The 23931-nt window shown below is 61.2% G+C and carries 24 protein-coding genes and 1 pseudogene; 10 read left to right on the forward strand and 15 right to left on the reverse strand.

Features of this window, described 5'->3' with window-relative positions; translation table 11 throughout:
* Positions 1 to 9: 9 nt before the first annotated feature.
* The gene (locus ACR3EN_RS15960) at positions 10 to 912 is read right to left on the reverse strand and encodes a fatty acid desaturase (RefSeq protein WP_480819797.1); all 903 of its coding nucleotides are present in this window, start codon (positions 910 to 912) and stop codon (positions 10 to 12) included.
* Positions 905 to 1108 carry a DUF2061 domain-containing protein gene (locus ACR3EN_RS15965; protein ID WP_480819795.1) on the reverse strand — a complete coding sequence of 68 codons (204 nt, stop codon included), beginning with the start codon at positions 1106 to 1108 and terminating at the stop codon, positions 905 to 907. Before ACR3EN_RS15965 ends, ACR3EN_RS15960 begins: the two co-directional genes overlap by 8 nt.
* A gap of 108 nt (positions 1109 to 1216) precedes the next feature.
* Between ACR3EN_RS15965 and ACR3EN_RS15970 the strand changes: the two genes are divergently transcribed.
* The gene (locus tag ACR3EN_RS15970; RefSeq protein WP_480819793.1) at positions 1217 to 2077 is read left to right on the forward strand and encodes a helix-turn-helix domain-containing protein; all 861 of its coding nucleotides are present in this window, start codon (positions 1217 to 1219) and stop codon (positions 2075 to 2077) included.
* Between the two features lie 61 nt (positions 2078 to 2138).
* Complete coding sequence (locus tag ACR3EN_RS15975; RefSeq protein WP_480819791.1) at positions 2139 to 2321, forward strand: hypothetical protein; 183 nt, start codon at positions 2139 to 2141, stop codon at positions 2319 to 2321.
* 1 nt (position 2322) lies between these two features.
* On the opposite strand, the gene ACR3EN_RS15980 is transcribed toward ACR3EN_RS15975, so the two are convergent.
* The 3 genes from ACR3EN_RS15980 to bcoG all read right to left on the reverse strand — a co-directional run bounded on the left by ACR3EN_RS15980 (position 2323) and on the right by bcoG (position 5538).
* Positions 2323 to 3084: an SDR family oxidoreductase gene (locus ACR3EN_RS15980; protein ID WP_480819789.1), complete on the reverse strand. Its 762-nt coding sequence runs from the start codon at positions 3082 to 3084 to the stop codon at positions 2323 to 2325.
* A complete protein-coding gene (locus ACR3EN_RS15985) occupies positions 3081 to 4544 on the reverse strand; it encodes a carnitine 3-dehydrogenase (protein ID WP_480819787.1) in 1464 nt (487 codons plus the stop codon). The genes ACR3EN_RS15980 and ACR3EN_RS15985 overlap by 4 nt, the downstream gene beginning before the upstream one ends.
* Positions 4545 to 4620: 76 nt before the next feature.
* Entirely contained in the window at positions 4621 to 5538 is a 918-nt protein-coding gene (bcoG, locus tag ACR3EN_RS15990) for a 3-dehydrocarnitine:acetyl-CoA trimethylamine transferase BcoG (protein ID WP_480819786.1), read from the reverse strand.
* Between the two features lie 131 nt (positions 5539 to 5669).
* Between bcoG and ACR3EN_RS15995 the strand changes: the two genes are divergently transcribed.
* Positions 5670 to 6656 (forward strand): GlxA family transcriptional regulator, encoded by a 987-nt coding sequence (locus ACR3EN_RS15995; protein ID WP_480819784.1) that lies wholly within the window; start codon positions 5670 to 5672, stop codon positions 6654 to 6656.
* A gap of 70 nt (positions 6657 to 6726) precedes the next feature.
* Here the strand turns inward: ACR3EN_RS15995 and ACR3EN_RS16000 are convergent, their stop codons facing one another.
* From ACR3EN_RS16000 to ACR3EN_RS16010, 3 genes are read right to left on the reverse strand one after another with little or no spacing between them, the layout of a single operon-like run.
* Positions 6727 to 7773 carry an aldo/keto reductase gene (locus ACR3EN_RS16000; RefSeq protein ID WP_480819782.1) on the reverse strand — a complete coding sequence of 349 codons (1047 nt, stop codon included), beginning with the start codon at positions 7771 to 7773 and terminating at the stop codon, positions 6727 to 6729.
* A 28-nt stretch (positions 7774 to 7801) separates the two neighbouring features.
* The gene (locus tag ACR3EN_RS16005) at positions 7802 to 8260 is read right to left on the reverse strand and encodes a DNA polymerase III subunit chi (protein WP_480819779.1); all 459 of its coding nucleotides are present in this window, start codon (positions 8258 to 8260) and stop codon (positions 7802 to 7804) included.
* Positions 8261 to 8263: 3 nt separating this feature from the next.
* A complete protein-coding gene (locus ACR3EN_RS16010; RefSeq protein ID WP_480819777.1) occupies positions 8264 to 9742 on the reverse strand; it encodes a leucyl aminopeptidase in 1479 nt (492 codons plus the stop codon).
* Between the two features lie 219 nt (positions 9743 to 9961).
* Here ACR3EN_RS16010 and lptG point away from each other — a divergent pair, with 219 nt between their 5' ends.
* The 5 genes and pseudogenes from lptG to rsmA all read left to right on the forward strand — a co-directional run bounded on the left by lptG (position 9962) and on the right by rsmA (position 16338).
* On the forward strand, positions 9962 to 11062 hold the full coding sequence (gene lptG / locus ACR3EN_RS16015) for an LPS export ABC transporter permease LptG (protein ID WP_480819775.1): 1101 nt from the start codon (positions 9962 to 9964) through the stop codon (positions 11060 to 11062).
* Complete coding sequence (locus ACR3EN_RS16020) at positions 11062 to 13221, forward strand: LPS-assembly protein LptD (RefSeq protein WP_480819773.1); 2160 nt, start codon at positions 11062 to 11064, stop codon at positions 13219 to 13221. The genes lptG and ACR3EN_RS16020 overlap by 1 nt, the downstream gene beginning before the upstream one ends.
* Complete coding sequence (locus ACR3EN_RS16025) at positions 13212 to 14456, forward strand: peptidylprolyl isomerase (protein WP_480819771.1); 1245 nt, start codon at positions 13212 to 13214, stop codon at positions 14454 to 14456. The genes ACR3EN_RS16020 and ACR3EN_RS16025 overlap by 10 nt, the downstream gene beginning before the upstream one ends.
* A pseudogene (pdxA, locus tag ACR3EN_RS16030) lies at positions 14453 to 15416 on the forward strand (4-hydroxythreonine-4-phosphate dehydrogenase PdxA). The gene ACR3EN_RS16025 and the pseudogene pdxA overlap by 4 nt, the downstream one beginning before the upstream one ends.
* 79 nt (positions 15417 to 15495) lie before the next feature.
* Positions 15496 to 16338: a 16S rRNA (adenine(1518)-N(6)/adenine(1519)-N(6))-dimethyltransferase RsmA gene (gene rsmA, locus ACR3EN_RS16035; protein WP_480819769.1), complete on the forward strand. Its 843-nt coding sequence runs from the start codon at positions 15496 to 15498 to the stop codon at positions 16336 to 16338.
* A gap of 55 nt (positions 16339 to 16393) precedes the next feature.
* On the opposite strand, the gene ACR3EN_RS16040 is transcribed toward rsmA, so the two are convergent.
* The 3 genes from ACR3EN_RS16040 to prfA all read right to left on the reverse strand — a co-directional run bounded on the left by ACR3EN_RS16040 (position 16394) and on the right by prfA (position 19104).
* Positions 16394 to 16966, reverse strand: coding sequence for a DUF4167 domain-containing protein (locus tag ACR3EN_RS16040; protein ID WP_480819768.1), 573 nt, complete (start codon positions 16964 to 16966; stop codon positions 16394 to 16396).
* 240 nt (positions 16967 to 17206) lie between these two features.
* Positions 17207 to 18052 carry a peptide chain release factor N(5)-glutamine methyltransferase gene (gene prmC, locus ACR3EN_RS16045; RefSeq protein ID WP_480819767.1) on the reverse strand — a complete coding sequence of 282 codons (846 nt, stop codon included), beginning with the start codon at positions 18050 to 18052 and terminating at the stop codon, positions 17207 to 17209.
* On the reverse strand, positions 18049 to 19104 hold the full coding sequence (gene prfA / locus ACR3EN_RS16050; protein ID WP_480820076.1) for a peptide chain release factor 1: 1056 nt from the start codon (positions 19102 to 19104) through the stop codon (positions 18049 to 18051). Before prfA ends, prmC begins: the two co-directional genes overlap by 4 nt.
* A gap of 62 nt (positions 19105 to 19166) precedes the next feature.
* On the opposite strand from prfA, the gene ACR3EN_RS16055 reads away from it, so the two are divergent.
* A complete protein-coding gene (locus ACR3EN_RS16055; RefSeq protein WP_480819766.1) occupies positions 19167 to 19469 on the forward strand; it encodes a hypothetical protein in 303 nt (100 codons plus the stop codon).
* Here ACR3EN_RS16055 and ACR3EN_RS16060 read toward each other — a convergent pair.
* From ACR3EN_RS16060 to ACR3EN_RS16075, 4 genes are read right to left on the reverse strand one after another with little or no spacing between them, the layout of a single operon-like run.
* Positions 19395 to 19796 carry a DUF1499 domain-containing protein gene (locus ACR3EN_RS16060; RefSeq protein ID WP_480819765.1) on the reverse strand — a complete coding sequence of 134 codons (402 nt, stop codon included), beginning with the start codon at positions 19794 to 19796 and terminating at the stop codon, positions 19395 to 19397. The genes ACR3EN_RS16055 and ACR3EN_RS16060 overlap by 75 nt on opposite strands.
* Positions 19797 to 19853: 57 nt before the next feature.
* A complete protein-coding gene (gene speB, locus ACR3EN_RS16065; RefSeq protein ID WP_480819764.1) occupies positions 19854 to 20801 on the reverse strand; it encodes an agmatinase in 948 nt (315 codons plus the stop codon).
* A 59-nt stretch (positions 20802 to 20860) separates the two neighbouring features.
* The gene (speB, locus tag ACR3EN_RS16070; RefSeq protein WP_480819763.1) at positions 20861 to 21829 is read right to left on the reverse strand and encodes an agmatinase; all 969 of its coding nucleotides are present in this window, start codon (positions 21827 to 21829) and stop codon (positions 20861 to 20863) included.
* Positions 21830 to 21841: 12 nt separating this feature from the next.
* Complete coding sequence (locus tag ACR3EN_RS16075; protein ID WP_480819762.1) at positions 21842 to 23005, reverse strand: M20 aminoacylase family protein; 1164 nt, start codon at positions 23003 to 23005, stop codon at positions 21842 to 21844.
* Positions 23006 to 23071: 66 nt separating this feature from the next.
* Between ACR3EN_RS16075 and mazG the strand changes: the two genes are divergently transcribed.
* On the forward strand, positions 23072 to 23929 hold the full coding sequence (mazG, locus tag ACR3EN_RS16080) for a nucleoside triphosphate pyrophosphohydrolase (protein WP_480820074.1): 858 nt from the start codon (positions 23072 to 23074) through the stop codon (positions 23927 to 23929).
* The last annotated feature ends 2 nt before the right edge of the window (positions 23930 to 23931 follow it).

Consider the following 23931-nt stretch of genomic DNA (forward strand, 5'->3'; position numbering starts at 1 on the left):
GTCGCGAAATCAGGGCTTTGGCCAGAGCGGATGCGCCACCGGGTCCTTTGCCCGCCAGAAATAGGACCGGAAGACTTGTGCGTATGAGCGGTAGACATACGCCTCGTTGCACGCTTGATAGCGGTCTTTTCCCGCGCGATAGAGCGCGGGCAAACGATACCACGGGGCGGCAGGATTCATGTGATGAACGACGTGCAGGTTGTTGTTCAAAAACAGAAAAGCCAGTGGCCCGCGATCTTCAACGATGACGGTACGGGCGCGGGATTTCTCGTGCGCGCGGTGTTCCAGAAAGGTGCGGATCTTGACCAGACCCAAGCCGACATAAGCCGACAGAACAAACGCCCAGATCGGCATCTGCGACAACGCGACGATCCAGAGTACAATCACCACCCCGGGCAGATGCAGCGTCCAAGCCAGCAGAATCGCCCGATCCCCACGTAGCGCACCGCGCCATTCATCCCGCAAAAAGGCGATCTGACCGATGGCGGGTCCCAGCACCATACGCCCCAGCAGCGTGTTGTTGACCTGATACAAACGCCGCTGCCAGCCCGCCAGACCCGCCCAGACCTGCGGATCAAGATAGTTGGTTTCGGGATCATCATAGGGATCGGTCAGATTGGCATCGCAGTGATGGGCCAGATGAAGGTCGCGGAACCGGTTGAACGGGATAAACAGCGTCAGAGGCAATGCCATCAGCGCCTCGTTCAACCATTTATACCGAAACGGATGCCCATGCAGCGCCTCATGCGTCAGCGACGAATGCAACGCCGCGACAAGGCCCATGACAGGGACCGCCAGCCAAAGGCTGACGCTCGCTAGCCAGAACACGACACCCAACCAAGCAAGGTAACAGCCAACGATCAGGCCAAATGTGATCCATTCCGGGGATTTCGGCGTCGTGGGCTCAGCCATGGCGATCCCATGCAATCCCGGCCCAGATCCGCTCGTAAATCACATACAGTGTCAGACCGATCGCCGTATTGACCAACGCCAGCGCCCCACCAAAAGCGGCCGAGCCGGTGGCGATCAATCCGACCAGCGTCATCACCGCCAGCCCCATCACATTCCACAGCACAGCCTTCACGACCGATCTTCGTCGCGTCTCCATTCCGGACCCCATTCTTGTTTTTATGATATCAGCGTTACAGATCAGGCCACTGGCCGGGAATTCTGAATATGATTAACAATATTCATCAGATGTGATATTTATCATCATATGTCAGAAAAAATCGACAAACGAGACCGTGCGGCGCAGTTTCGCCAGCGCCTTTCGCGCGCGATGCAAGATCGCGGCATCAGCCAAAGCGCCCTGTCGCGCGACATTGGCGTCGATCGCTCGACCATTTCGCAACTGCTGACCGGCGCAGGCGCGCGCTTGCCCAACGCGCATGTGGTCGGCAGCTGCGCCTCGGCGCTTGGCGTCTCGGTCGATTGGCTGCTGGGGCTATCGGATCGCCCCGAAAGCGCGGCCGAGTTGCTGGCCAGTTCTCTGACCCTGACCGAGGCCGCCCGCGCGCTGGTCGATGAGCGCATCTTCGAGTGGCACCAAGAGGCTGCGGGCTACAAGATCCGCTATGTGCCCGCCACCCTGCCCGACATGCTGAAAACCCGCGCTGTTCTGGAATGGGAGTATGCCCCGCATCTGGGTCGCACGGCTGATCAGGCCATTGGCGCGTCCGAGGACCGGCTGTCGTGGATGCGCAGCGCGCAATCAGACTATGAGATCGCGATGCCGCTGTACGAGCTTCACAGCTTTGCCCATGCCACCGGATACTACGAGGGTCTGCCACTGCAGGTTCGGCAGGATCAGATCGATCACCTGCTGGCGCTTTGCGAACAGCTCTATCCTCGGTTACGCATCTATCTCTTTGATGCCAAACGGCTTTATTGCGCCCCGGTGACCATCTTCGGCCCCCTTCTCTGCGTCTTCTACGCGGGTAGCCACTACATGGCGTTCCGTGACCGCGACCGGATAGAGGTTTTCACCCGGCACTTTGACAGGCTGGTGCGCGAGGCCGACATGACCGCGCGCGATTTCCCCGCCCATCTGCAGCGCCTCCGGCAGGACATGACCTGAGCCGCAACCTGTAGTATAGTCGATCCGCGCGAACCTCGATCAAAGATGGAGGAAGACAGGAATGGACCCACTCAAAACCGCTCAGTACGCACGCGCGCTTTACACGGCCCACGGGGATCGGGCCGAGGCTGAGGCCGCTCAGAAAATGCGCGAATGCGAGGCTGCCGGGAACACACAAGAGGCCCGGGATTGGCAAGCCGTCCGGGGCGCGATCCGACAGATTCGCGGGCCCAATCAGGGCTAAGCTACAGCTTGGGGTCGGGGTTCACGGTATGGCCATCCACCGCGATCACCTGCCCCGACACAAGCCGCGCCGCGTCCGAGGCCAGAAACACGGCCATATTGGCAATATCCTGCGCCTCGACAAAGCGACCCATGGAGGTGCCAGCAGCATAACCCTCATAGACCTGATCGCGGGTCATGCCCTTGGCTGCGGCTTCGCGCTGCAGCACGCCTTCCATCCGGGGGCCTTCAACCGCGCCGGGGCAGATGACGTTGCAACGCACACCATGCGGCCCAAGCTCCATCGCCAGCGTTTTGCCAAGGCCGACCATACCCCATTTCGCCGCCGCATAGGGCGCACGGTTGGGATAGCCATATTGACCCGCCGTGGATGAGGTGATCAGCACAGCGCCGCTGCGTTGCCGTTTCATGATTGGTGCCGCGTATTTGCAGCACAAAAATGCGCCTTCGAGGTTCACGGACAGGCAAGCGCGCCAATCGGCAATCGCCACATCCTCAACCGCCGCCGTCGGGCCAGCGATGCCTGCATTGGCGCAGAGGACATCCAGCCCATCCCATTCGGTCTCAAGATCGGTGAACAGATCCGCAACGGCCGTTTCATCCGACACATCAAGCTGGCTGCGCTTCCAAGCTGCCGGACAATCCGCCAGCGCCCCAGCATCCAAATCTGCCACCCAGACCTGAGCACCGACAGCATCAAACGCCTCGGCCATCGCGCGCCCAACGCCCGAGGCCCCGGCAGTGATCAAAACCCGACCGCTCATACTGGCTTGCGGATCGCAGCCCCTGCGCCTTCGGGATAAGGCAACCCGGCTTGCGCCTGCGTGATGCGAGCCATCGCGGCCTCGATCTCGGGCGATGGAGCGCTGGGGCGACGGGTTTCAAGGCTGACATGCAGCAAAAAGCTCTCGCCGGTGGCCAGCAACGTGTCGCCCTCATACATACTGTGAAAGACATGCAGCTTCTTGCCCTGCCCCAGCAGCATCTGCGTCCGGCACTCGATCCGCGCACCCGCGTGGGTCTCACGTATGTATCTGATATGGTTCTCGGCTGTGAAATAGCTGCCGCCCGTGGCGATATAGTCCATGTCACATCCGATGATCTCCATGAACCGGTCCGTAGCGGCGGCGAAGGCTTCAAGGTACTTCGCCTCGTTCATGTGACCATTGTAATCGGTCCAATCCAGCGGCACCGCACGGGCCAGGGTCAGAATCGGCTGGCTCAGATCCGCCTGATCCAGTGTCGGCAAAGCGCCGGGTTTCAACGCTGCATCATGCTGGTTCAGCACCGCCCCCGCCCCATAATTCTGCGCCTTGAGCGCCCGCATCATACCGACAAGGTTGTTATCCCGAATACGCTCCAGCTCGCGGATCGAATGCATCCCCGACTGCGCATCCGACTGATCTGCAATCATATCGACCAGTTCGTCAGTAAAGTCCGGCACATCCATCAACTTGGTCCACGGCCATTTCAGCGCAGGCCCGAACTGCGCCATAAAATGGCGCATCCCGGCCTCGCCGCCGGCGACACGATATGTCTCGAACAGACCCATCTGCGCCCAGCGGATGCCAAAGCCCATCCGAATGGCCTCATCCACCTCCTCCGTGGTGGCGATGCCGTCCTTGACCAGCCACAAGGCCTCGCGCCAGACAGCCTCAAGAAAGCGGTCGGCGATATGGGCGTCGATCTCTTTTTTGACATGCAGCGGGAAAAACCCGACCGATTTCAACACCTCCTGCGCGCGCGCCACCAGCTCGGGCGCGTTCTTGTCGGTCGGCACCAATTCAACCAATGGCAACAGATAGACCGGGTTGAAGGGATGGGTCACTACGATCTGCTCGGGCCGCAGCGCGCCCTCCTGCAACTCCGACGGCTTGAACCCGCTGGTCGAAGACCCGATAATCGCCTCCGGATCACAGGCCGCCTGCAAGCTCTTGTAAACCTTCAGCTTCAGATCCAACCGCTCCGGCACGCTTTCTTGAATCCAAGCGGCGCCCAGCACGGCCTCGCCAATGTCATCATGAAAACTCAACGCCCCTTCGGGCGGCAAAGGCACATCGCTCAGGCCCGGCAACGACCGCCGCGCATTGTTCAGAACCTCACCGATCTTGCGCTCGGCTTCGGGGTCCGGATCGAACACCCGCACATCCCACCCGTTCAGCAAAAACCGAGCAGCCCATCCGCCGCCAATAACCCCGCCACCGATGATCGCTGCTGTTTTCATCTCATCACGCCCCAAACTTCATCTGGCCAAAAATATCCCGGGGGTTTGGGGGCTGGCCCCCAATCCAACCCAACCCTCACTTCGCCAAAGGCGCGCGCTTTGTCAGCCCCAACTTCTCGCGCACCGCTTCCGGCCCGATCACCCGCGCGCCTATATTCTCAATGATGCTCCCTGCGCGCTCAACCAGTTGCCAGTTCTCGGCCAATACTCCCTTGTCCAGCCACAGGTTATCCTCCAGCCCGACCCGCACATTGCCTCCAGCCAGCACCGCCGCCGCGACATAGGCCATCTGATGCCGTCCCAAGGCAAAAGCACTGAACGTCCAGTCATCAGGCACATTGTTTACCATCGCCATGAACGTGTTCAGATCGTCCGGCGCACCCCACGGCACCCCCATGCAAAGCTGGACCAGAGCGTCCGCTTCCAGCACCCCTTCCTTCACCAATTGCTTGGCAAACCAAAGATGACCGGTATCAAACGCCTCGATCTCGGGCTTCACCCCCAGATCGGTCATCATCTGCCCCATCGCCCGCAGCGCACCTGGAGTGTTTGTCATCACATAGTCGGCTTCGGCAAAGTTCATGGTGCCGCAATCCAGCGTACAAATCTCGGGCAAACACTCAGCAATATGTGCCACCCGCTCGGACGCTCCGATCATGTCCGTTCCGGCTTCGTTGACCGGAAACGGATTTTCGACACCCCCAAATACGATGTCACCGCCCATACCCGCCGTGAGGTTCAGGACGACATCTACATCCGCCTCACGAATCCGCTCTGTCACCTCGCGATACAGGCCCAAGTCGCGCGAGGGCGCACCGCTCTCCGGATCACGCACATGGCAATGCACGACAGCAGCACCCGCCTTCGCAGCAGCAATCGCGCTTTCAGCAATCTGAGCAGGCGAGCGTGGCACATGCGGGCTACGATCTTGCGTCCCACCCGATCCGGTCACGGCACAGGTAATGAAGACTTCGCGGTTCATTTCCAAAGGCATGGCGTTTTCCCCAACTTATACCGGCTTGTGCCATGGGTTTTCCCCAGACTTCTCCCCGGTTATCGATTTGCGTTGCTTCCAACTCTGGCGCAGCCTTGGAGAAACACTTGCCAGAATGCGAATCGAACTTGATGAAATCCGCAAAAAACATCCTGCAGCCCGAACATCGCGCGCTGAGAACGGCCGTGCTGGTGCTGGACGAATGCAACACGCTCAGCTTCGCGGCCGCCGTCGATCCGATGCGCGCCGCCAACCGGCTGGCCGACCGCCCGGCCTTTGACTGGGATTACGTGACCGCCACCGCCGAACCGGCATTGCTGACCAGCGCCCTGACAGTTCCGGGCATCCCGCTGGCCCGCCTGCAAAGCTGCGACCTGATGATCGTCGTCGCGGGCTTCCAACTCGCCCGCCACGCCACACCCAGCCTGCTCGCGGGTCTGCGCCGCATCGCTGCAACCGGGGCCACCATGGCCGGCATCGACGGAGGCCCCTGGCTGCTGGCCGAGGCCGGTCTGCTCGACGGCCATGCCGCAACCACCCACTGGGAAGACCTCGAAAACTTCGCCGCGCGCTTTCCTGCCGTCGACGTCCGCCCCGACCGCTTCACCGTCTCCGAAAACCGCCTCACCTCTGGCGGAGCCGTCCCGGCTGTGGACATGATGCTCCACATCATCGCCGCACGCCACGGGGCAAGCTTCGCTGCCCGCGTATCGGGCTTGTTTCTCTACGAGGGCCAGTCAGAACCCTCAAAACCTCAAAGCCGCACTGGCGCCCCACATCGTCATACCGCACTGACGGCCAAGGCAAACGCGCTGATGGAGGCATCGCTCGACGACCCGCTCCCGCTCGCCGACATCGCCAACACCCTCGGCACCAGCCCGCGTACCCTACAGCAGCAATTCCGCCTGCGCCTGAACACGACGCCACAGGACCACTACCTGCAACTCAGACTGGCCGAAGCCCGCCGTCTGGTCACCGACACCAATCTCTCGTTGATGGATGTGGCGCTGGCCACCGGCTTCACCTCGCAATCCAGTTTCGCCCGCGCCTTCCGAACCGCCCACGGCCTCTCGGCCCGCGACCTCAGACAAGACCGCACCCAGCCCACCCACCACTAACGGGATCCCCCTTCATCTGGCTAAAAATATCCCGGGGGAGTCGCCCGAAGGGCGGCGGGGCAGAGCCCCCTCAGTAAGGCATCGGAAACGCCCGATGCGCCGCGCTGATCTCATCCATCACCTCAGACGGCAAAACCAGATCCTTGCCCGCCAGCACATGCTCCAACTGCGCCAGCGTCGTCGCACCAAAAATCACCGACCCCATGAACGCCCGGCTCTGACACCACGCCAGCGCCATGTGCACCGGGTCCAGCCCATGCCGCGCCGCAATTTCCAGATACGCCGCGACCGCATCGAACACCCGATCCGACTTGCGCCCACCCATTTCCGGAACCAGAGACATCCGCGACCCGTCCGGCACCGCTGCGTCCTGATACTTTCCGGTTAGAAAACCCGCTGCCAGCGGCGAAAACGCCAGCAGTCCAACATCTTCAAACATGCACAGCTCGGCCAGATCGGTGTCGAACAACCGGCACAGCAGCGAGTATTCGTTCTGGATCGACGCAACCCGAGGGCCTCCGACCGCGTCCGAGGCCCGCAGCCATTGCGCCGTGCCCCATGCACTTTCATTAGACAGACCAAAAGCGCGGATATTGCCCTTGTCCACCTGCGCCTGCAGCGCCACGAGGCAGTCTTCCATCTCGGCTATGACCGCGTCACGATTCTCACCCGAGGGCGCAAAATCCCAGTTCTGCCGGAACATATAGCTGCCGCGATTGGGCCAGTGAAACTGGTACAAATCGATGCAATCGGTCTGCAACCGGCGCAGCGAACCTTCGATCGCTTCGGGGATAGTCTCTTTCGAGATCGGAGCGCCCCGGCGCGCATGCATGAACCCCGCACCCGAGTGTTTGGTGGCCAGCACATAGTCCCCCCGTCGCGCCCGGTTGGCGGCATTCCAATTGCCCAGAATCTCTTCGGTCCGGCCAACGGTTTCAGCCGAGATCGGATTGACGGGATACATTTCTGCGGCGTCCACAAAATTGATCCCAGCCGAGAGCGCCATGTCCATCTGGCGATGCGCATCGCCTTCCGAGGTCTGGGTACCAAAGGTCATCGTGCCCAGACACAGATCGGACACCATAATTTCCGTGCGGCCCAAAGGCTTCATCTTCATCTGAAATCTCCTGAATAAATACGGCCGATCAAGCCTCGGCCTTCTTTTCCCAACGCCCTGATTCTTCTGACCAATATTGCGCCGAACACCCCGCGCCGGTCAGCGCCTTCCACTGCCCACGCGCCTGCTGAACGGCGTCCGGATCATTCCCGTCGAACAGGATACACACCCGCTCCAGCGCCGTGACCTCTTCGGCCTCGACCGTTGCGCCATCCACGGCCATCACGCAAATCGCATCATTGGCGGCCTCCGGCCCGGTGGTCAGCAAAATGGGCTGCGCGGCATCGTGCGGCCCACCGGCGCGGCCATGTGGCAGGAACCCCTCTTCCGGTCCCAGCCACAGCTTTTCATCCAGCCAGTCCATCCGCGCGGGATCAACACCCCGCACGGCAATCCGCCACCCGGCCTGCCGCGCCTTGTCCAGCAGCACCGGCAAGGTGTGCTCTAGCGGCTGACGGGTCAGGTGATAGAAATAGACGGCTCCCACGGGTTAGTCTTCCGCCGTCTCGAAATTGTCCTGTACGAACCGGCTCAGCGCGCGCACGCCCCAGCCTGTGGCCCCCTTGGGGGCATAAGGCGTCTCGGACGAGACCGAGGCGACACCCGCGATATCGAGGTGAATCCAAGGCGTCTCTTCCTTGACAAAGCGCTGCAGGAACTGGGCTGCGGTGATCGAACCCGCCGCGCGACCGCCGACATTCTTCATATCGGCAATGCGCGATTTCAGCAGCTCGTCATACTTCGCACCCAAAGGCATCCGCCACGCGCCCTCATCCTCGGCCTGGGCCGATTTCAGGAACGCATCACAGAACGTGTCATTGTTCGAGAATACACCGGCATTCTCGTGCCCCAAACCAATGATGATCGCCCCAGTCAGGGTGGCCAGATCAATCATGCCCACCGGTTTGAACCGATCCTGCGCGTACCACATCACGTCACACAGAACCAAACGGCCCTCGGCATCGGTGTTGATGATCTCGACCGTATCGCCCTTCATCGACTTGACCACATCGCCCGGACGTGTGGCGTTGCCCGAGGGCATGTTCTCGACCAGCCCCACCAGACCCACGACGTTGGCCTTGGCCTTGCGCTTGGCCAGTGCCCGCATCGTGCCCGCGACAACGCCTGCGCCGCCCATATCCATGGTCATGTCTTCCATGCCGCCCGCAGGCTTCAACGAAATCCCGCCGGTATCGAAGACAACGCCCTTACCAACCAGCGCAAGCGGAGAGTCATCGGCGTCGCCGCCATTCCACTGCATCACCACAACTTTGGACGGGCTGACCGACCCTTGCCCGACACTCAGCAGTGTGCGCATTCCAAGCTCGGCCAGTTTGTCCTCTTCCAGCACCTCGACCTTCAGGCCCAGCGATTCCATCTCGGCCAGACGATCTGCGAATTCGGTGGTGGTCAGCACATTCGCAGGCTCATTGGTCAGATCGCGTGTCATGCGCACACCATCTGCCACGGCATAAAGCGGTGCAAAGGCAGCCTCGGCCTCGTCGGGTTTGCCATGGGCGATCACGATCTCTCCGGCGGGGGTCGATTCCTTGGTCTTGTGTGCATCAAAATCATAGGCGCGCAGCACCATACCCATCACCAAATCCTCGATGCGCACCTGATTGGCTGCCACCACCAGAACGGATTTGTTGCCTGCCAGTTTCATCAACTTGGCCCCGGCTTTGCGCGCCTCGTCATGGTCGGGGCGGCGCGGCAGGACAAGCACGTCCAGCGCGTCGGCCTCCATCCCTGCGGGCCACGCCAACGAGATCACATCGCCGGATTTGGCCTTGCCAAACCGCTCACTGTCCACCAGCCGCGCTACGGCACCTTTGGTCAGGCGGTTGGCCCGGCGTGCGGCGGGGCTCATCTTGCCATCGTCTGGGATGATGATCGCCACGCGCCCCTTGGCCGTGGCCATCGCATCCAGATCAACGGGTGTAAAACGGACCGGCACCAGACTGCTCATATCATTCTCCTGAAATATACGTTGCCCCAGACCTAGCCCGCGCGGTCGCAGTTGACCAGATAGCAGTTTTCCCCGGCCTGCATTTGCATTATGGTCGCGCGAAAAGAACGGCAGGCTCGGGGGAGAGAACGTGACACCAATCGGCAGGCACAGGCCGGCGCGCACAATCACATGCTCGACTGCGATTCCCCTGCACCGTGATCGGGCAGAGATGCCTGCATGATTCTTGACCGTTACTTTGCCCGCCGCTTTATCCAGAGCTTTCTGGTCATCGGCGGAATCTTTTTGACCCTGATGATCCTCATCGACCTGATCGAGCAGGTCCGCCGTTTCGACGGTGTTGGCCTGTCGTTCGCCCAACTGCTGCGGCTGACCCTGCTGAATACGCCGACCGCCATCAGCGAAATGCTGCCCCTGCTGATGATCCTCGCAACGATTGCCCTGTTCGTCGGCCTGGCGCGCAGTTCGGAACTGGTCGTGACCCGCGCCATCGGGCGCTCGGGCATCCGGGCGCTGCTGGCACCGGTCCTGCTGGCGCTGGGCATCGGGACGCTGGCGGTTGCATTGCTGAACCCGATCGCCGCCGCCACGTCTGAGGCCTACCAACGCCTGTCAGACGACTTTCGTAACGATGGCAGCTCTGCCCTTTCGATCAGCCGTGACGGGCTGTGGCTGCGTCAGGGCTCGGCCAACGGCCAATCGGTGATCCATGCGCTTGGCACCGTGAATGGCGACAGGCTGGCGCTGCGCGACGTGACAATCACGACGTTTTCGGGGGACGGCAAGCCAACCGAGCAGATTGCCGCCCGTCAGGCAGAGTTGAACAACGGGCACTGGGTGCTGCATGACGCAAAAATCTGGACGCTCGAAGACGATCGGAACCCCGAAACCAACGCTGTCAGTCATGATCTTCTGAACCTGCCCACCACGCTGACCCGCGACCGCATTCTGGACACGCTGGGACAACAGGATTCCGTATCGGTCTATGACCTGCCACAGTTGATTCGAGACCTGCGCGAGGCCGGATTTTCCACCAAGCAATACGAGGTCTGGCTGCAGGTGCAGTTGGCCCGCCCGCTGTTTCTGGTCTCGATGGTGCTGATCGGCGCGGCATTCACGATGCGCCATGTGCGCTTCGGCGGCACGGGTGTTGCAGTGCTGACAGCCGTGCTTTTGGGCTTTGGAATCTATTTCATCCGCAACTTCGCGCAGATTCTCGGCGAGAACGGGCAATTGCCAATCCTTGTCGCCGCCTGGGCACCTCCGTTCGCGGGCATATTGTTATCTCTCGGCCTGCTACTGCATGCGGAGGACGGATGATGCGCGCTGTTCTTCCTGCTTTGCTGTCGAGTGTCCTGATCCTGACGCTACCTGTTGCCACCAGTGCGCAATCCAGCGACGCGCCCCCGGCGACCAGCACTGTCGAACAAAACCAACCTGCGCTGCTGGTGGCTGACAAGATCTTTATTACCCCTGACCGGAAACTCATCGCCGAAGGCAATGTCGAGGCGTTTCAGGGCGATGTGAAGCTGACTGCGCAGAGCGTGATATATGACCGCGAAACCGGTGAGCTGACGCTGACCGGACCAATCCGTATCGATCAGGGCGGGCAGTCCACCCTGCTGGCCGATTCCGCACAACTGGATAGCGGTATCCAGAATGGCTTGCTGACCGGTGCGCGGATGGTGTTTGACCAGCAGGTGCAAATCGCCTCGGTCGAGGCCGCCCGCGCCGGAGGACGTTACACCCAGTTCAGCAAGGTGGCCGCAACCTCGTGTCACGTCTGTGCCAACGGCAAGCCACCGCTTTGGCAAATTCGCGCCCGCAAGGTGACCCATGATCAGCTTGAGCGCCAACTGTACTTCGAGGGCGCACAGTTCCGGTTGCTGGATGTCCCGGTATTCTACTTCCCCTATCTTCGACTGCCCGATCCGACGCTCGACCGCGCCACAGGCTTTCTGGTGCCATCCATTCGCACCACCTCGCAGTTGGGCACCGGGCTGCAGGTCCCTTATTTCTTCAAGCTTGGCGATCATCGGGACCTTACCGTCACGCCGTACATATCGCCCAAAACCCGCACGCTTGACCTGCGCTATCGGCAAGCGTTCAAGAACGGCCGGATCCGACTGCGTGGCGCGTATACCCGCGACGACATTCAACCCGATCAGGATCGCGGTTACTTCTTCGCGGATGGCGGGTTCAATCTGCGCAACGACTACCGCCTGACATTCGACATCAAGACCACCTCGGATGATGCCTATCTGGCCGATTACGGCCTGCCCGATTTCGACCGTCTGCGCAGCGAAATCGCGTTAGAGCGGATCAAGCGGGATACCGCCTTCAGAACCAGCTTCATCCACTATGAAACGCTGCGCGACAGTGAAGAACAGGACGAAATTCCGTCACGCGTTTTTGACATCAACTACAACAAGCGCTTTTTCCCACGGGCCATCGGCGGCGAAATCGCACTGGGCGTCATCGGTCACACGCATACCCGGACCAGCGATGCGGATATCATCGGACGCGACGTGGCCCGCGCAACGCTCGATGCCGAATGGTTACGCAGTTGGACCTTTACGACGGGCGTGCGCGCAGAGGCGCGGCTGGGCGCGGCTGTGGATGCGTTCAACATCCGCAATGACAGCAGCTTCCCCAACGACGTAACCCGCGCCACCCCGCGTGCGGCATTCACCCTGCGCTATCCCATGCTGCGCCAGGAACAAACCGGAGCGACCCAGTTTCTGGAACCGATCGCGCAGGTGGGCTGGACCCATGTCTCGGACACCGATGTGCCCAATGACGAAAGCACCTTTCAGGAGTTCGATCAGGGTAACTTGCTGTCGCTGTCACGCTTTCCGGCGGAAGATCGGCGCGAAGACGGGGTAGCGGCCGTTGTCGGCGTGAACTGGGCGCGGTTCGCGACAGGTGGATGGAAGGCCCTGGCAACCGTCGGGCAGGTCTTTCGCGCCGACGCCGACGAAGATTTCACTTTGACCTCGGGGCTGCAGGGTACAAAGTCTGACCTTCTGCTGGCCGGTCAACTCGACAATGGAAAGGGCCTGACGCTTGCGGCGCGCGGGCTTTTTAACAGCGATTTCAGCTTCACCAAGGCCGAGCTGCGCGCCGCGTGGGCGCAGGATGATACATTGCTGAGCGCAGGATATGTCTGGCTTGAACCCGATCCGGCCGAACTCAACAATGATGAAATCTCTGAACTGAGGGTTGCGGGGCGCTATCGGATCGACCAAAACTGGCTGACACGCGCAAGCGCGCGATACGATTTCGCAGAATCCGAACCGCTCCGGCTGGGTTTCGGGCTGACCTACAGTAACGAATGTGTGCAGGTTAATATGACCGTCAACAGACGCTTTACCTCGACATCAAGTATTGAGCCTTCGACCGAATTCGGCTTTACGGTAGCCCTGACAGGCTACTCTGTCGAAGGCGATGGGAAGAAGTTCAGGAAAAGATGCAGCTGATCTCAGGTTTCACCACAATCCTCCGTTCGGGCTGGCGCGCCGCCCTCTTCGCTGTTGCCGTGTTCGGTCTGACTGCGCCACAGGCCTTCAGTCAAAGCCTGTTCTCGCCCGCGATCCGGGTGAACCAGGACATCGTGACATGGTATGAGCTACAGCAGCGCCAGCAGTTTCTTGAGCTTCTGGGTGCACCAAACAGCTCTGAAGCCGAAGTGCGCGAGGCGCTAATCGAAGATCGCCTGCGTAAACAGGCGATGCGGGATGCAGGAATTCAAGTCGCACCAGAAGACATCCAGGCCGGCATTGACGACTTCGCCGCCCGCGGCAACCTCAGCAGTGATGATTTCCTTCGACTGCTCGGCGAGGCCGGCGTGTCGCGCGAAACCGTGCGTGATTTTATCGCCGATCAACTGTCGTGGCGCGACTTCGTCAGCGCGCGTTTTCTGTCACAGGCCCGCCCGTCCGACGACGAGATTGATCGTGCCCTTGGTCAGGGCGGCGGTGGCGGTCTGCAGGTGCTGCTATCCGAGATCATCATCCCCGTAACCCCCCAAACGGTGGCGCAGGCCGAAGCTCTGGCGGATGAAATCGCCAATCTCTCGGATCAGGAAAGCTTTTCTGCCGCTGCCACGCAGTATTCTGCAGCGGTCACGCGCGAAAACGGTGGACAACTCGATTGGTTGACCCTCAACGATTTGCCACCCGCCTTGCAACCGGTGATCCTGAGCCTAAGAAATGGCGACGTCACCCAGCCGCTGTCTCTCAACAACGCAATTGCGTTGTTCCAGATGCGCGGTATCCGCGAGGTCGCCACAGGTGCACCAAGCTATTCCGAGATCGACTATGCCACCTATTTTCTGGCAGGCGGCCGCAGCGCCGATACACTGGCCAACGCGGCGCGTTTACGGGAAGAAATCGACACCTGCGACGACCTTTATGGGCTTGCCAAGGATCAGCCCGCCGAGGTGCTGGACCGCGTCACCGCCAGCCCTTCCGAGATCCCGCGTGATATCGCGCTGGAGCTGGCAAAACTGGACGCGAACGAAGTGTCGACCACGCTGACCCGCAACAACGGTCAGACGCTGGTGTTCCTGATGCTGTGCAGCCGCACCCGCGATCTGGGTGAGCAGACCACCCGCACGGATGTGGCCAACGCCTTGACCCAGCAACGCCTTCAGGCCTTCGCCGACAGCCTTCTTGAACAACTCCGGGCAGACGCCGTCATTATCGAACAATGACGCCCCCCATCGCGCTCAGCTGCGGGGAACCCGCCGGTATCGGCCCCGAGATTGCCGCCAAAGCCTGGGATTCGCTGCGCGGCGATTGTCCTTTCATCTATATTGGTGATGCACAGCACCTGCCCGCAGGTACGCCGGTCCGGCAGATCAGCGACACTGCTCAGGCGCATGGCATCAGCGCTTCGGCTCTGCCGGTATTGCAACTGGACTTTCCCGCGCCAAACCGGCCCGGCCATCCCGATCCTGCGAACGCGTCCTCTGTAATCGCAGCGATTGATCGTGGCCTGGATTTGATCCGGACTGGCCATGCCTCAGCGCTTTGCACCGCTCCGATCAACAAAAAGGCTTTGATCGACGGGGCAGGTTTTGCCTATCCCGGTCATACCGAGTTTCTTGCGGCACGCGCCGGCAGCAAACGCGCTGTCATGATGCTGGCCAGCGCGCAGCTGCGCGTCGTTCCCACCACGATCCATATGCCCCTGTCGGATGTCCCCGCTGCGCTGACGCCCGACCTGCTGCGCGAGACAATACAAATCACAGGCAACAGCCTGCGCACCCAATTTGGCATCACCCACCCAAAAATTGCCGTCGCCGGCCTGAACCCGCACGCTGGCGAAGGCGGCAAAATGGGCATGGAAGAGATCGACTGGATCGCCCCCCTTCTGAACGATCTCAGTACCGATTGGGTGACGATCACCGGTCCACACCCAGCCGATACCCTGTTTCACGCCGCAGCGCGCGCGCTATGATGCCGCCGTTTGTATGTATCATGATCAGGCGCTGATCCCGATCAAGACGCTGGATTTCGACAAAGGCGTGAACGTGACGCTGGGCTTGCCCTTCATCCGAACTTCGCCGGATCACGGCACCGCGCTGGACATCGCAGGCAAGGGCATCGCCACTCCCACAAGCCTGATCGAGGCGCTGCGGCTCGCACAGACGGTGGCCCGATCCCGCTAATGCTTCATCTGGCCAAAAATATCCCCGCCGGAGGCAAAAAAATCTGGCCCTCCGACACCACCCCGCGCAACGGTAAGACATGAGCGCCATCGACACCCTACCCCCGCTGCGCGAGGTCATCGCCACCCATCAGCTCTCGGCCCGCAAATCGCTGGGCCAGAACTTTCTGCTGGACCTCAACCTGACCGCCAAAATCGCGCGCCAGGCCGGAGACCTCAGCCAATGCGACGTCCTGGAAATCGGCCCCGGCCCGGGTGGTCTGACCCGAGGGCTCTTGTCCGAAGGCGCTCGCAAGGTGGTCGCGGTGGAAAAAGACGCCCGCTGTATTGCTGCCCTGAACGATATCGCTGCCGCCTATCCCGGTCAGCTTGAGGTCATCAACGGCGATGCGCTGGAAATTGATCCGCTGGCGCATCTGACCCCGCCCATCCGTGTGGCCGCCAACCTGCCCTACAATGTCGGGACCGAGCTTCTGGTGCGTTGGCTTACCCCACCGGAATGGCCGCCCTTCTGGCAAAGCCTGACGCTTATGTTCCAACGCGAAGTGGCCGAACGTATCGTGGCCCAGCCCGGCAGCAAGGCCTATGGCCGCCTCGCCATCCTCGCCCAATGGCGGGCCGAGGCGCGCATCGCCATGTCCCTGCCTCCCGGGGCCTTCACACCACCGCCCAAAGTCTCGAGCGCCGTCGTCCACCTGACTGCCCTGCCCGAACCGCGCTATGCAGCCGATGCCGCAACGCTGTCCCGTGTGGTTGCCGCCGCCTTCAACCAGCGCCGCAAGATGCTGCGCGCGTCGCTCAGGGGCGTTGCGCCAGATATCGAGGATCGCCTTCTATCGGCTGGCATCCAGCCCACCGAACGCGCCGAACAAGTTCCGCTCGAGGCGTTCTGCGCACTGGCACGCGCGGTTCAAAAATCCTGATAAGAAAAAAGCCCCGGGTCGAAACCTCGGGGCTTTGTATCTTCTATGTCTGGGCTTACTCAGCCGCTTCGGGTGCATCGCCGTCCGTCTTGGGCGCGGCCTCTTCCACTGGCGCGGGTTTCGGCTTGCGCGCACGGGGCTTGCGTGCGGGCTTTTCCTTCTTCTCCGGCGCCTCTGCGCCTTTGTTCTCGGGCGTTTCGACCAACCCGCTTTCGGGGGTGGCCTCCGGCGCGCCAAAATCCATTACATCAGGCTGCGGGGCCTCGGCCGGGTCAGCCTGACGGGCCGCTTCGCGTTCCTGACGCTCGGCGCGCTCACGGTCGCGTTCAGCCTGGCGTTCGCGGTTCTGGCGCTCCTGCTCCTCGCGGCGGGCCTCCATCTCGCGCTGAGCTTCACCCAGCAAACGCAGGTAATGCTCGGCATGCTGCTGAAAATTCTCGGCAGCCACGCGGTCATTCGACAGCTGAGCATCGCGCGCCAACTGGTTATACTTATCAATGATCTGCTGCGGCGTGCCACGCACCTTGCCCTCGGGACCCGAGCTGTCAAAAACTCGGTTAACGACGTTGCCGCCAGAAGGACGATTGCGGTTGTTCTTGGCCCGCGAACGGGATTTGGAAGATCTCATCTTACTTTACGTCAGCCTTATCAATTCACTGTCGATCAACCCGTATCTAACGCTGCTCAGTGGCTTTGTGCCGTTACGCGTCATCGACTTTTTGGGCTTGGCGTCAGGGGTGCGCTGAAACAGCGTCAACCTCGCAGACTAGTCTTGAGTAAACACGTCCTGCGCGTCCAGACAAGAGCTTTGTCTGATATTTCGCAGCTTTTTTACATCAATCGGCGCATTTCAGCCTCAGGCAGGCTTTTACTGCGGCATTCTGGCGCCCACAACGCGGTCCCGCCCATCCAGATCCGGGATCAACCGTGTCTCTACCAATCCTGCCGCATCAAACAAAGCAGCAACATACGCCCCCTGCGTTGGCCCGATTTCGACCAGCAACCGCCCGCCCGGCATAAGGAAATCCGGAGCCGCAGCGGCGATCCTGCGATACGCACCCAGCCCATCACCTTCATCAGTCAGGGCCATGCGCGGCTCGTGCTCGCGCACTTCGGGCGACAAATCCTGCATCTCTTCGGCCGAGATATAGGGCGGATTGGAAACAATCAGATCAAATTTACCATCAATGTTCTCAAACCAATCTGATTGGAGAATCTCGGCGCGCGCCTGCACTTGATGCTGCACCGCGTTAGCGCTGGCCTGCAGGCAGGCAGATTCACTCAAATCCACCCCAAGTCCCGAGGCGCTGGCACGCTCAGCCAGCAGCGTGATCAGGATGCAGCCCGAGCCAACGCCCAGATCCAGCACATGGTCGAATGGCTCGCTCAGCGCGGCCTCTATCAAAGCTTCGGTCTCAGGGCGCGGGTCCAGCACGTCGCGACTGACGCGGAACCGGCGACCATAGAATTCACGCTCGCCCAGCAGATGCGACACCGGCACCCGAATGGCACGCAGCGAGATCAGCTGATCATAACGTTCCGCGATATCAACGGGCAGTTCTTCGGGCGCAATCAGCGTGACCCGGCTGGCTTCGATTCGCGCCGCATGAGCCAGTAAAACCCGCGCATCCCGTGCCGGGTCAGGTACACCTGCCGCCCGCAATCGGGCGGTGGCCGCGACCATGGCCTGTGCTGCTGTCAGTGCCGCGATCATTGCGCCATCTCCGCCAGCAGCCGCGCCTGATCATCGGCGGTCAGCGCGTCGATCACCTCATCCAGATCGCCCTGCATCACCTGATCCAGCTTATACAGCGTCAGATTGATGCGGTGGTCCGTCATCCGCCCTTGCGGGAAGTTATAGGTCCTGATCCGTTCCGACCGATCGCCCGAGCCCACTTGGCTGGCCCGGTCCGCAGACCGCTCACTGTCGATCCGCTGCCGTTCCAGATCGTACAGACGGGTCTTCAGCACCTGCATCGCAATCTCACGGTTGCGATGTTGCGATTTCTCGGAACTGGTCACCACGATCCCGCTGGGCAGGTGCGTGATCCGCACCGCCGAGTCCGTGGTGTTCACATGCTGCCCGCCCGCGCCCGAGCTGCGCATCGTATCGATGCGAATGTCATTGGCGTCGATCTGGATATCCACATCTTCGGCCTCGGGCAGCACCGCCACCGTCGCCGCTGAAGTATGAATCCGCCCGCCGCTTTCGGTCTCAGGCACCCGCTGCACCCTGTGGACACCTGACTCGTATTTCATCCGTGCAAAAACGTTGTCACCCTTGATATGGGCCACGACCTCTTTGACCCCGCCCAGGTCGGATGCCTGCTCCTCGATGATCTCAAACCGCCAGCCCCGCGCCTCAGCGTATCGCTGATACATCCGCAGCAGATCTCCGGCGAACAGCGCGGCCTCATCGCCACCTGTACCGGGCCGGATTTCCAGCATCGCCGGGCGCGCATCCGCAGCATCCTTGGGCAACAGCGCCAGTTGCAGGGCGTGTTCGGCCTCGGGGATGCGGGCCTGCAAGTCGGGGATTTCCTCTTCGGCCAGCTCTTTCATGTCCGGATCGGACAGCATCGCATTGGCCTCGGCGAGATCGGCCACCAATTGACGCCAGCCCATGATCTGATCGACCACGGGTTTGAGGTCAGAGTATTCCTTGGCCAAAGCCGCAATATCCCCGCCCGAAGCCCCATCGGCCATGGCCGCTTCGAGGTACTGGAATCGCTGTGTGATCTGTTCAAGGCGTTCTTCGGGGATCATCCGCGCGGTGTCTCTCATCCGGGGGCGTTGGTCAAGGCCCTGCCTTGTGCTAGGTTTGGCGTATGAAACGTCTAATCCTGGTCCTCACCCTCTGTTCGACACCAGCGCTGGCGGACTACGTCGGCCCGGATGGTAAAGTCCGCGACTGCTATTGCACCGACACATCAGGGTCACGCATCGAGTTGGGAGAGTTGATCTGCCTGCAGGTCGACGGTCGCATGTTCACCGCTCAATGCCAGATGTCGCTGAACGTCCCCATGTGGCGCGAGGTGCAGGAGGGGTGCCTGTCCTCAGGACTGCAGCAGAGCAAGCCAAGCGGTGACCCGGTCCCGATTGACGCCGAAATCCTTCCGGCCAAATCTTAGGCGCGCATAGATCCGCAACGTGTCGCCATCCTGTTGAACGGTGGTGTAGTCGGGAAATCCGAACACCTTGGTGCGGGTGATATAGGTGATCATCCCTTCATCGACCGCACCGGCCAGAACTCGGGTGCGCGGGGTCGCGCGGGCAATGGCATCCAGACGCGCCAACCCGTCCGGACCGGTCTCGACGACCCGAACGACACCGCCATTCAGATCACGGTCCGCGCCCTCGGGCGCAATATGCCAATGGGCAGGGTCTGACGGGGCCAGACGGATATACGCCCCCACCGCCACGCCCACCGCGATCACCAGCCAAAGCATCATCTTCATCAGCCTATTCAACCCCTCTTAGCCCAACCTACCCGCTTCGATGGTGGCCCTGCACCCCTATCGCGACGTCACGCCGGGTAGGATGCATAGCATCTCGAACAACAGATTTGCAGCAGTCAACGCTGTATTGCCCGACGGATCATAGGGTGGAGAGACCTCGACCAGATCGCAGCCCACCACTTTCAGACCCTGAAATGCGTGGATCAGTTGCAGTGCTTGTGGGGTGGTCAGGCCTGCAATCTCGGGCGTTCCGGTTCCCGGCGCATAGGCCGGATCAAGGCTGTCGATGTCATAGGTGATATAGACCGGGTGATCGTCCACCATCTTGCGAATACGTGTTCCGATTTCGGTCAGGTTCTGCTGCCATAACGCCCAAGCCGGAAATTGCTGAAACCCCCAGCCCTGCGCCTCGGCAAAGTCCCTGGCGGCATAGCCCGAGCCGCGGATACCGATCTGGAAGGTCTTGTCAGGGACGATCAGCCCCTCTTCGTAGGCGCGACGCACGACGGTGCCGTGGGTTTCCTTCTCGCCGAACATCTCGTCATTCACGTCCGCATGGGCATCCACATGCACCAAGGCCACCGGTCCGTGTTTCTCTGCCATCGCCCGCAGGATCGGCAAGGTGATCGAATGATCCCCGCCCATCGCCACCGGGATCACGCCCTGCGCCAGAATGCCATCATAGCTGTCCTTGATGATGTTCAGACTGTCGCCCAGTGAGAACGTGTTGATCGCCAGATCCCCGATATCGGCGATCTGCAGATTGTCGAACGGAGCCGCACCATTCGCCATGTTATAAGGCCGGATCATCGCGCTTTCGCTGCGGATTTGCTTGGGCCCGAACCGCGTGCCCGACCGCCATGAGGTCCCGATATCCATCGGAATGCCCAACACCGCCACATCCAGACCGTGTAGCGAGGAGGCCTGCGGCAGACGCATGAACGTATTCGGCCCTGAAAACCGCGCCAGATCGTTGCCGCCGATGGGTTGGTTGAATTCGGTCATATGCTCACTCCGATCCGGTCCTCCACCCAGCACATACCGGAGTTATGCCTAACCAAAGGTTAAGGCTTCACCAGCTTGTTCCAACCCAACAGGCAAATGATCTGCGTCGCCACATGGGCCCCCGCGATCGCCGTCGCGCCCGAAGTGTCGTAGGGCGGAGAAACCTCGACCACGTCGCCGCCCTTGATATTGATCCCGGCAATGTCGCGCAGGATGATCTGCGCCTGAATGGAACTCAGCCCACCCCAGACCGGCGTCCCGGTGCCGGGGGCAAAGGCGGGGTCCAGACCGTCAATGTCAAAACTCAGGTACACAGGGCTGTCGCCGAGGATGCCCTTGATCTTCTGGGCCACGGCGGCAGGGCCGGATTCATACACCTCACGTGCGTCGATGATGTTGACGCCCAGCGTATCTTCGTTGGTGGTGCGTATCCCGACCTGCACGGATCGTTTCGGGTCCACGATCCCCGATTTCACCGCCTTGTAGAACATCGTCCCGTGATCCACGCGGGACATATCGTCATCAGCCCACGTATCCGTATGCGCATCGAATTGCAGCAACGACATCGGCCCGTATTTCTCGGCATAAGCCTTGAGGATCGGGAAGCTGATATAGTGATCCCCTCCCAGCGCGACCGAGGCGACATTGGCCTTCAGAATGGTGCGGATGTGATCGGTCAACGTGTCGGGAAAGGCCGGGATATTGGCATAGTCATAAGCCAGATCGCCATAGTCGACCACTGCCAGCTCATTCAGCGCCTTGAACGGCCAACCGTAGGGTTCATCGGGTGATTGCAGCGCGCTGGCCTCGCGGATCGCGCGGGGGCCAAGACGGGTACCGGGGCGGTTGGTCACCGCCTGATCGAACGGAATACCGGTTACCGCGATATCTGCGCCCGTCAAGTCCTTGGTATAAAGGCGCCGCAGGAACGACATTGCGCCGCCAAAGGTGTTTTCATACGAGACACCCTTCAACTCGGGGTTGGTGAACGCCTCGTCGACGTAGTTCTTTGAATCTTCCAGTGCCATGTCTTTTCCTTATCAGCCCAGGGGCTGCGCCTTTTCGACGATCCGCGCAAAGAAGGAGGCGCCAACCGGCGCGACATCGTCATTGAAGTTGTATTTCGGATGGTGCAGCCCCGCGCCCTCACCCTGCCCCATGAACAGATACGCACCGGGGCGGGCCTGCAGCATGTACGAGAAATCCTCGGCCCCCATATCGCGGCCCATATCATCAACCACACGCTCTGCGCCGGACACGTCGCGCGCGACATCCGCCGCGAACGCCGCCTTCTCGGCGTCGTTGATCGTGGCCGGATAGCCCACCTGATAGTCCAGCCGCGCCTCAACCCCGTAAGAGGCCGCCTGCCCTGCCACGATCTGCTCCATCCGCTCCATCACCATCTTCTGCACCGCCGGATCAAAGGTGCGGACCGTACCGTTCAGATAAGCAGTATCCGGGATCACGTTGTTCACGGTCCCGGCATGGATCTGCGTGACCGAGACCACCAGATCCTCGACCGCATAGTGGTTGCGACTGACAATCGTCTGGATCGCCTGCGCAATCCCGCAGGCCGCCATCACCGGGTCTTTGGTCTGATGCGGCATGGCCCCATGGCCGCCAACCCCCTGAATATGAATCTCGAACGTATCCACCGCCGCCATGATCGGCCCGGGCGTTGTGTAAAACGCGCCCTCGGGGTTCCCGGGGTCGTTGTGGATGCCATAGACCTGAGAGATATCGAACCGCTCCATGATCCCTTCCTCGACCATCACACCCGCACCGCCGCCCTCTTCCTCGGCAGGTTGGAAGATCAGCGCCACGCGGCCCGCGAAATTCCGTGTCTCGGCCAGATAGCGCGCAGCCCCCAGCAGCATCGTGGTATGGCCGTCATGGCCGCAGGCGTGCATCTTGCCGGGGTTGGTTGAGGCATAAGGCACCCCCGTCTCCTCGGTGATCGGCAGCGCGTCCATATCCGCGCGCAGGCCGATGGTTGGGCCGTCCGCCTGCCCGTTGATGATCGCCACCATGCCCGTCTTGGCGATACCTTCGTGCAGTTCATCCACCCCGAATTCGCGCAAACGTTCGGCCACAAAGGCAGCGGTCTCATAGCATTCGAACTCCAGCTCGGGGATCGTATGCAGGTGCTGGCGCCATGCGGCCATATCGGCGGCGTAATCGGCAATTCGGTTGACGACGGGCATCTGGGGTGGACTCCTGATCGGGACTGCGGGATGGATGCATCTGACACCGGAACGAAAGGGTTCGCAATGGCCGAAAATCCTCTGATCCACGACACCGACGCGGGTATTGAACGTCTGCTGGAAATCATGCGCCGCCTGCGCGACCCGCAAACCGGCTGCCCGTGGGACATCGAACAGGATTTCGCCACCATCGCCCCCTATACGATCGAGGAAGCCTACGAAGTCGCCGACGCCATCGAACGCGAGGCCTATGACGAGTTAAAGGGCGAGCTCGGCGACCTGCTGTTCCAATCGGTCTTCCACGCGCAAATGGCTGAAGAATATGGGCATTTCACGTTCCAAGACGTGGTCCGCACCATGTCCGACAAGATGGTCGCCCGTCACCCGCACGTATTCGGTGACGAATCCCGTGACAAGTCGGCCGAACAGCAGACACTGGACTGGGAAACGATCAAAGCCGCCGAACGCGCGGGCAAGGAACAGAAAGGCGCGCTGGACGGAGTAGCAGCCAACCTGCCCGCCCTGCTGCGCGCCCATAAACTGCAAAAACGCGCCGCACGCGTGGGGTTTGACTGGCCCGACGCCAGCCATGTGCTCGCCAAGATCACCGAGGAAGCCGCCGAACTGGAAGAGGCGCGAAACGCCAAGGATGCTGACGCGCTTGAGGACGAATTCGGCGATCTGCTGTTTGTGATGGTCAACCTCGGTCGCCATCTGGGGATCGAACCCGAGGCCGCCCTGCGCCGCACCAACGCCAAGTTCACCCGCCGCTTTGAGAAGGTCGAAGCCCGGCTGGCAGAACGCGGCAAAACGCCCAGCCAAAGCGATCTGGCCGAGATGGATGCACTTTGGGATGAGGTGAAGCTTGAGGAGCACCGCGCCAATGGCAAACTCCCGCCGGTGGACGCCTCCGCTGACGTGTAATT

Source organism: Ruegeria sp. G7 (assembly GCF_056535465.1).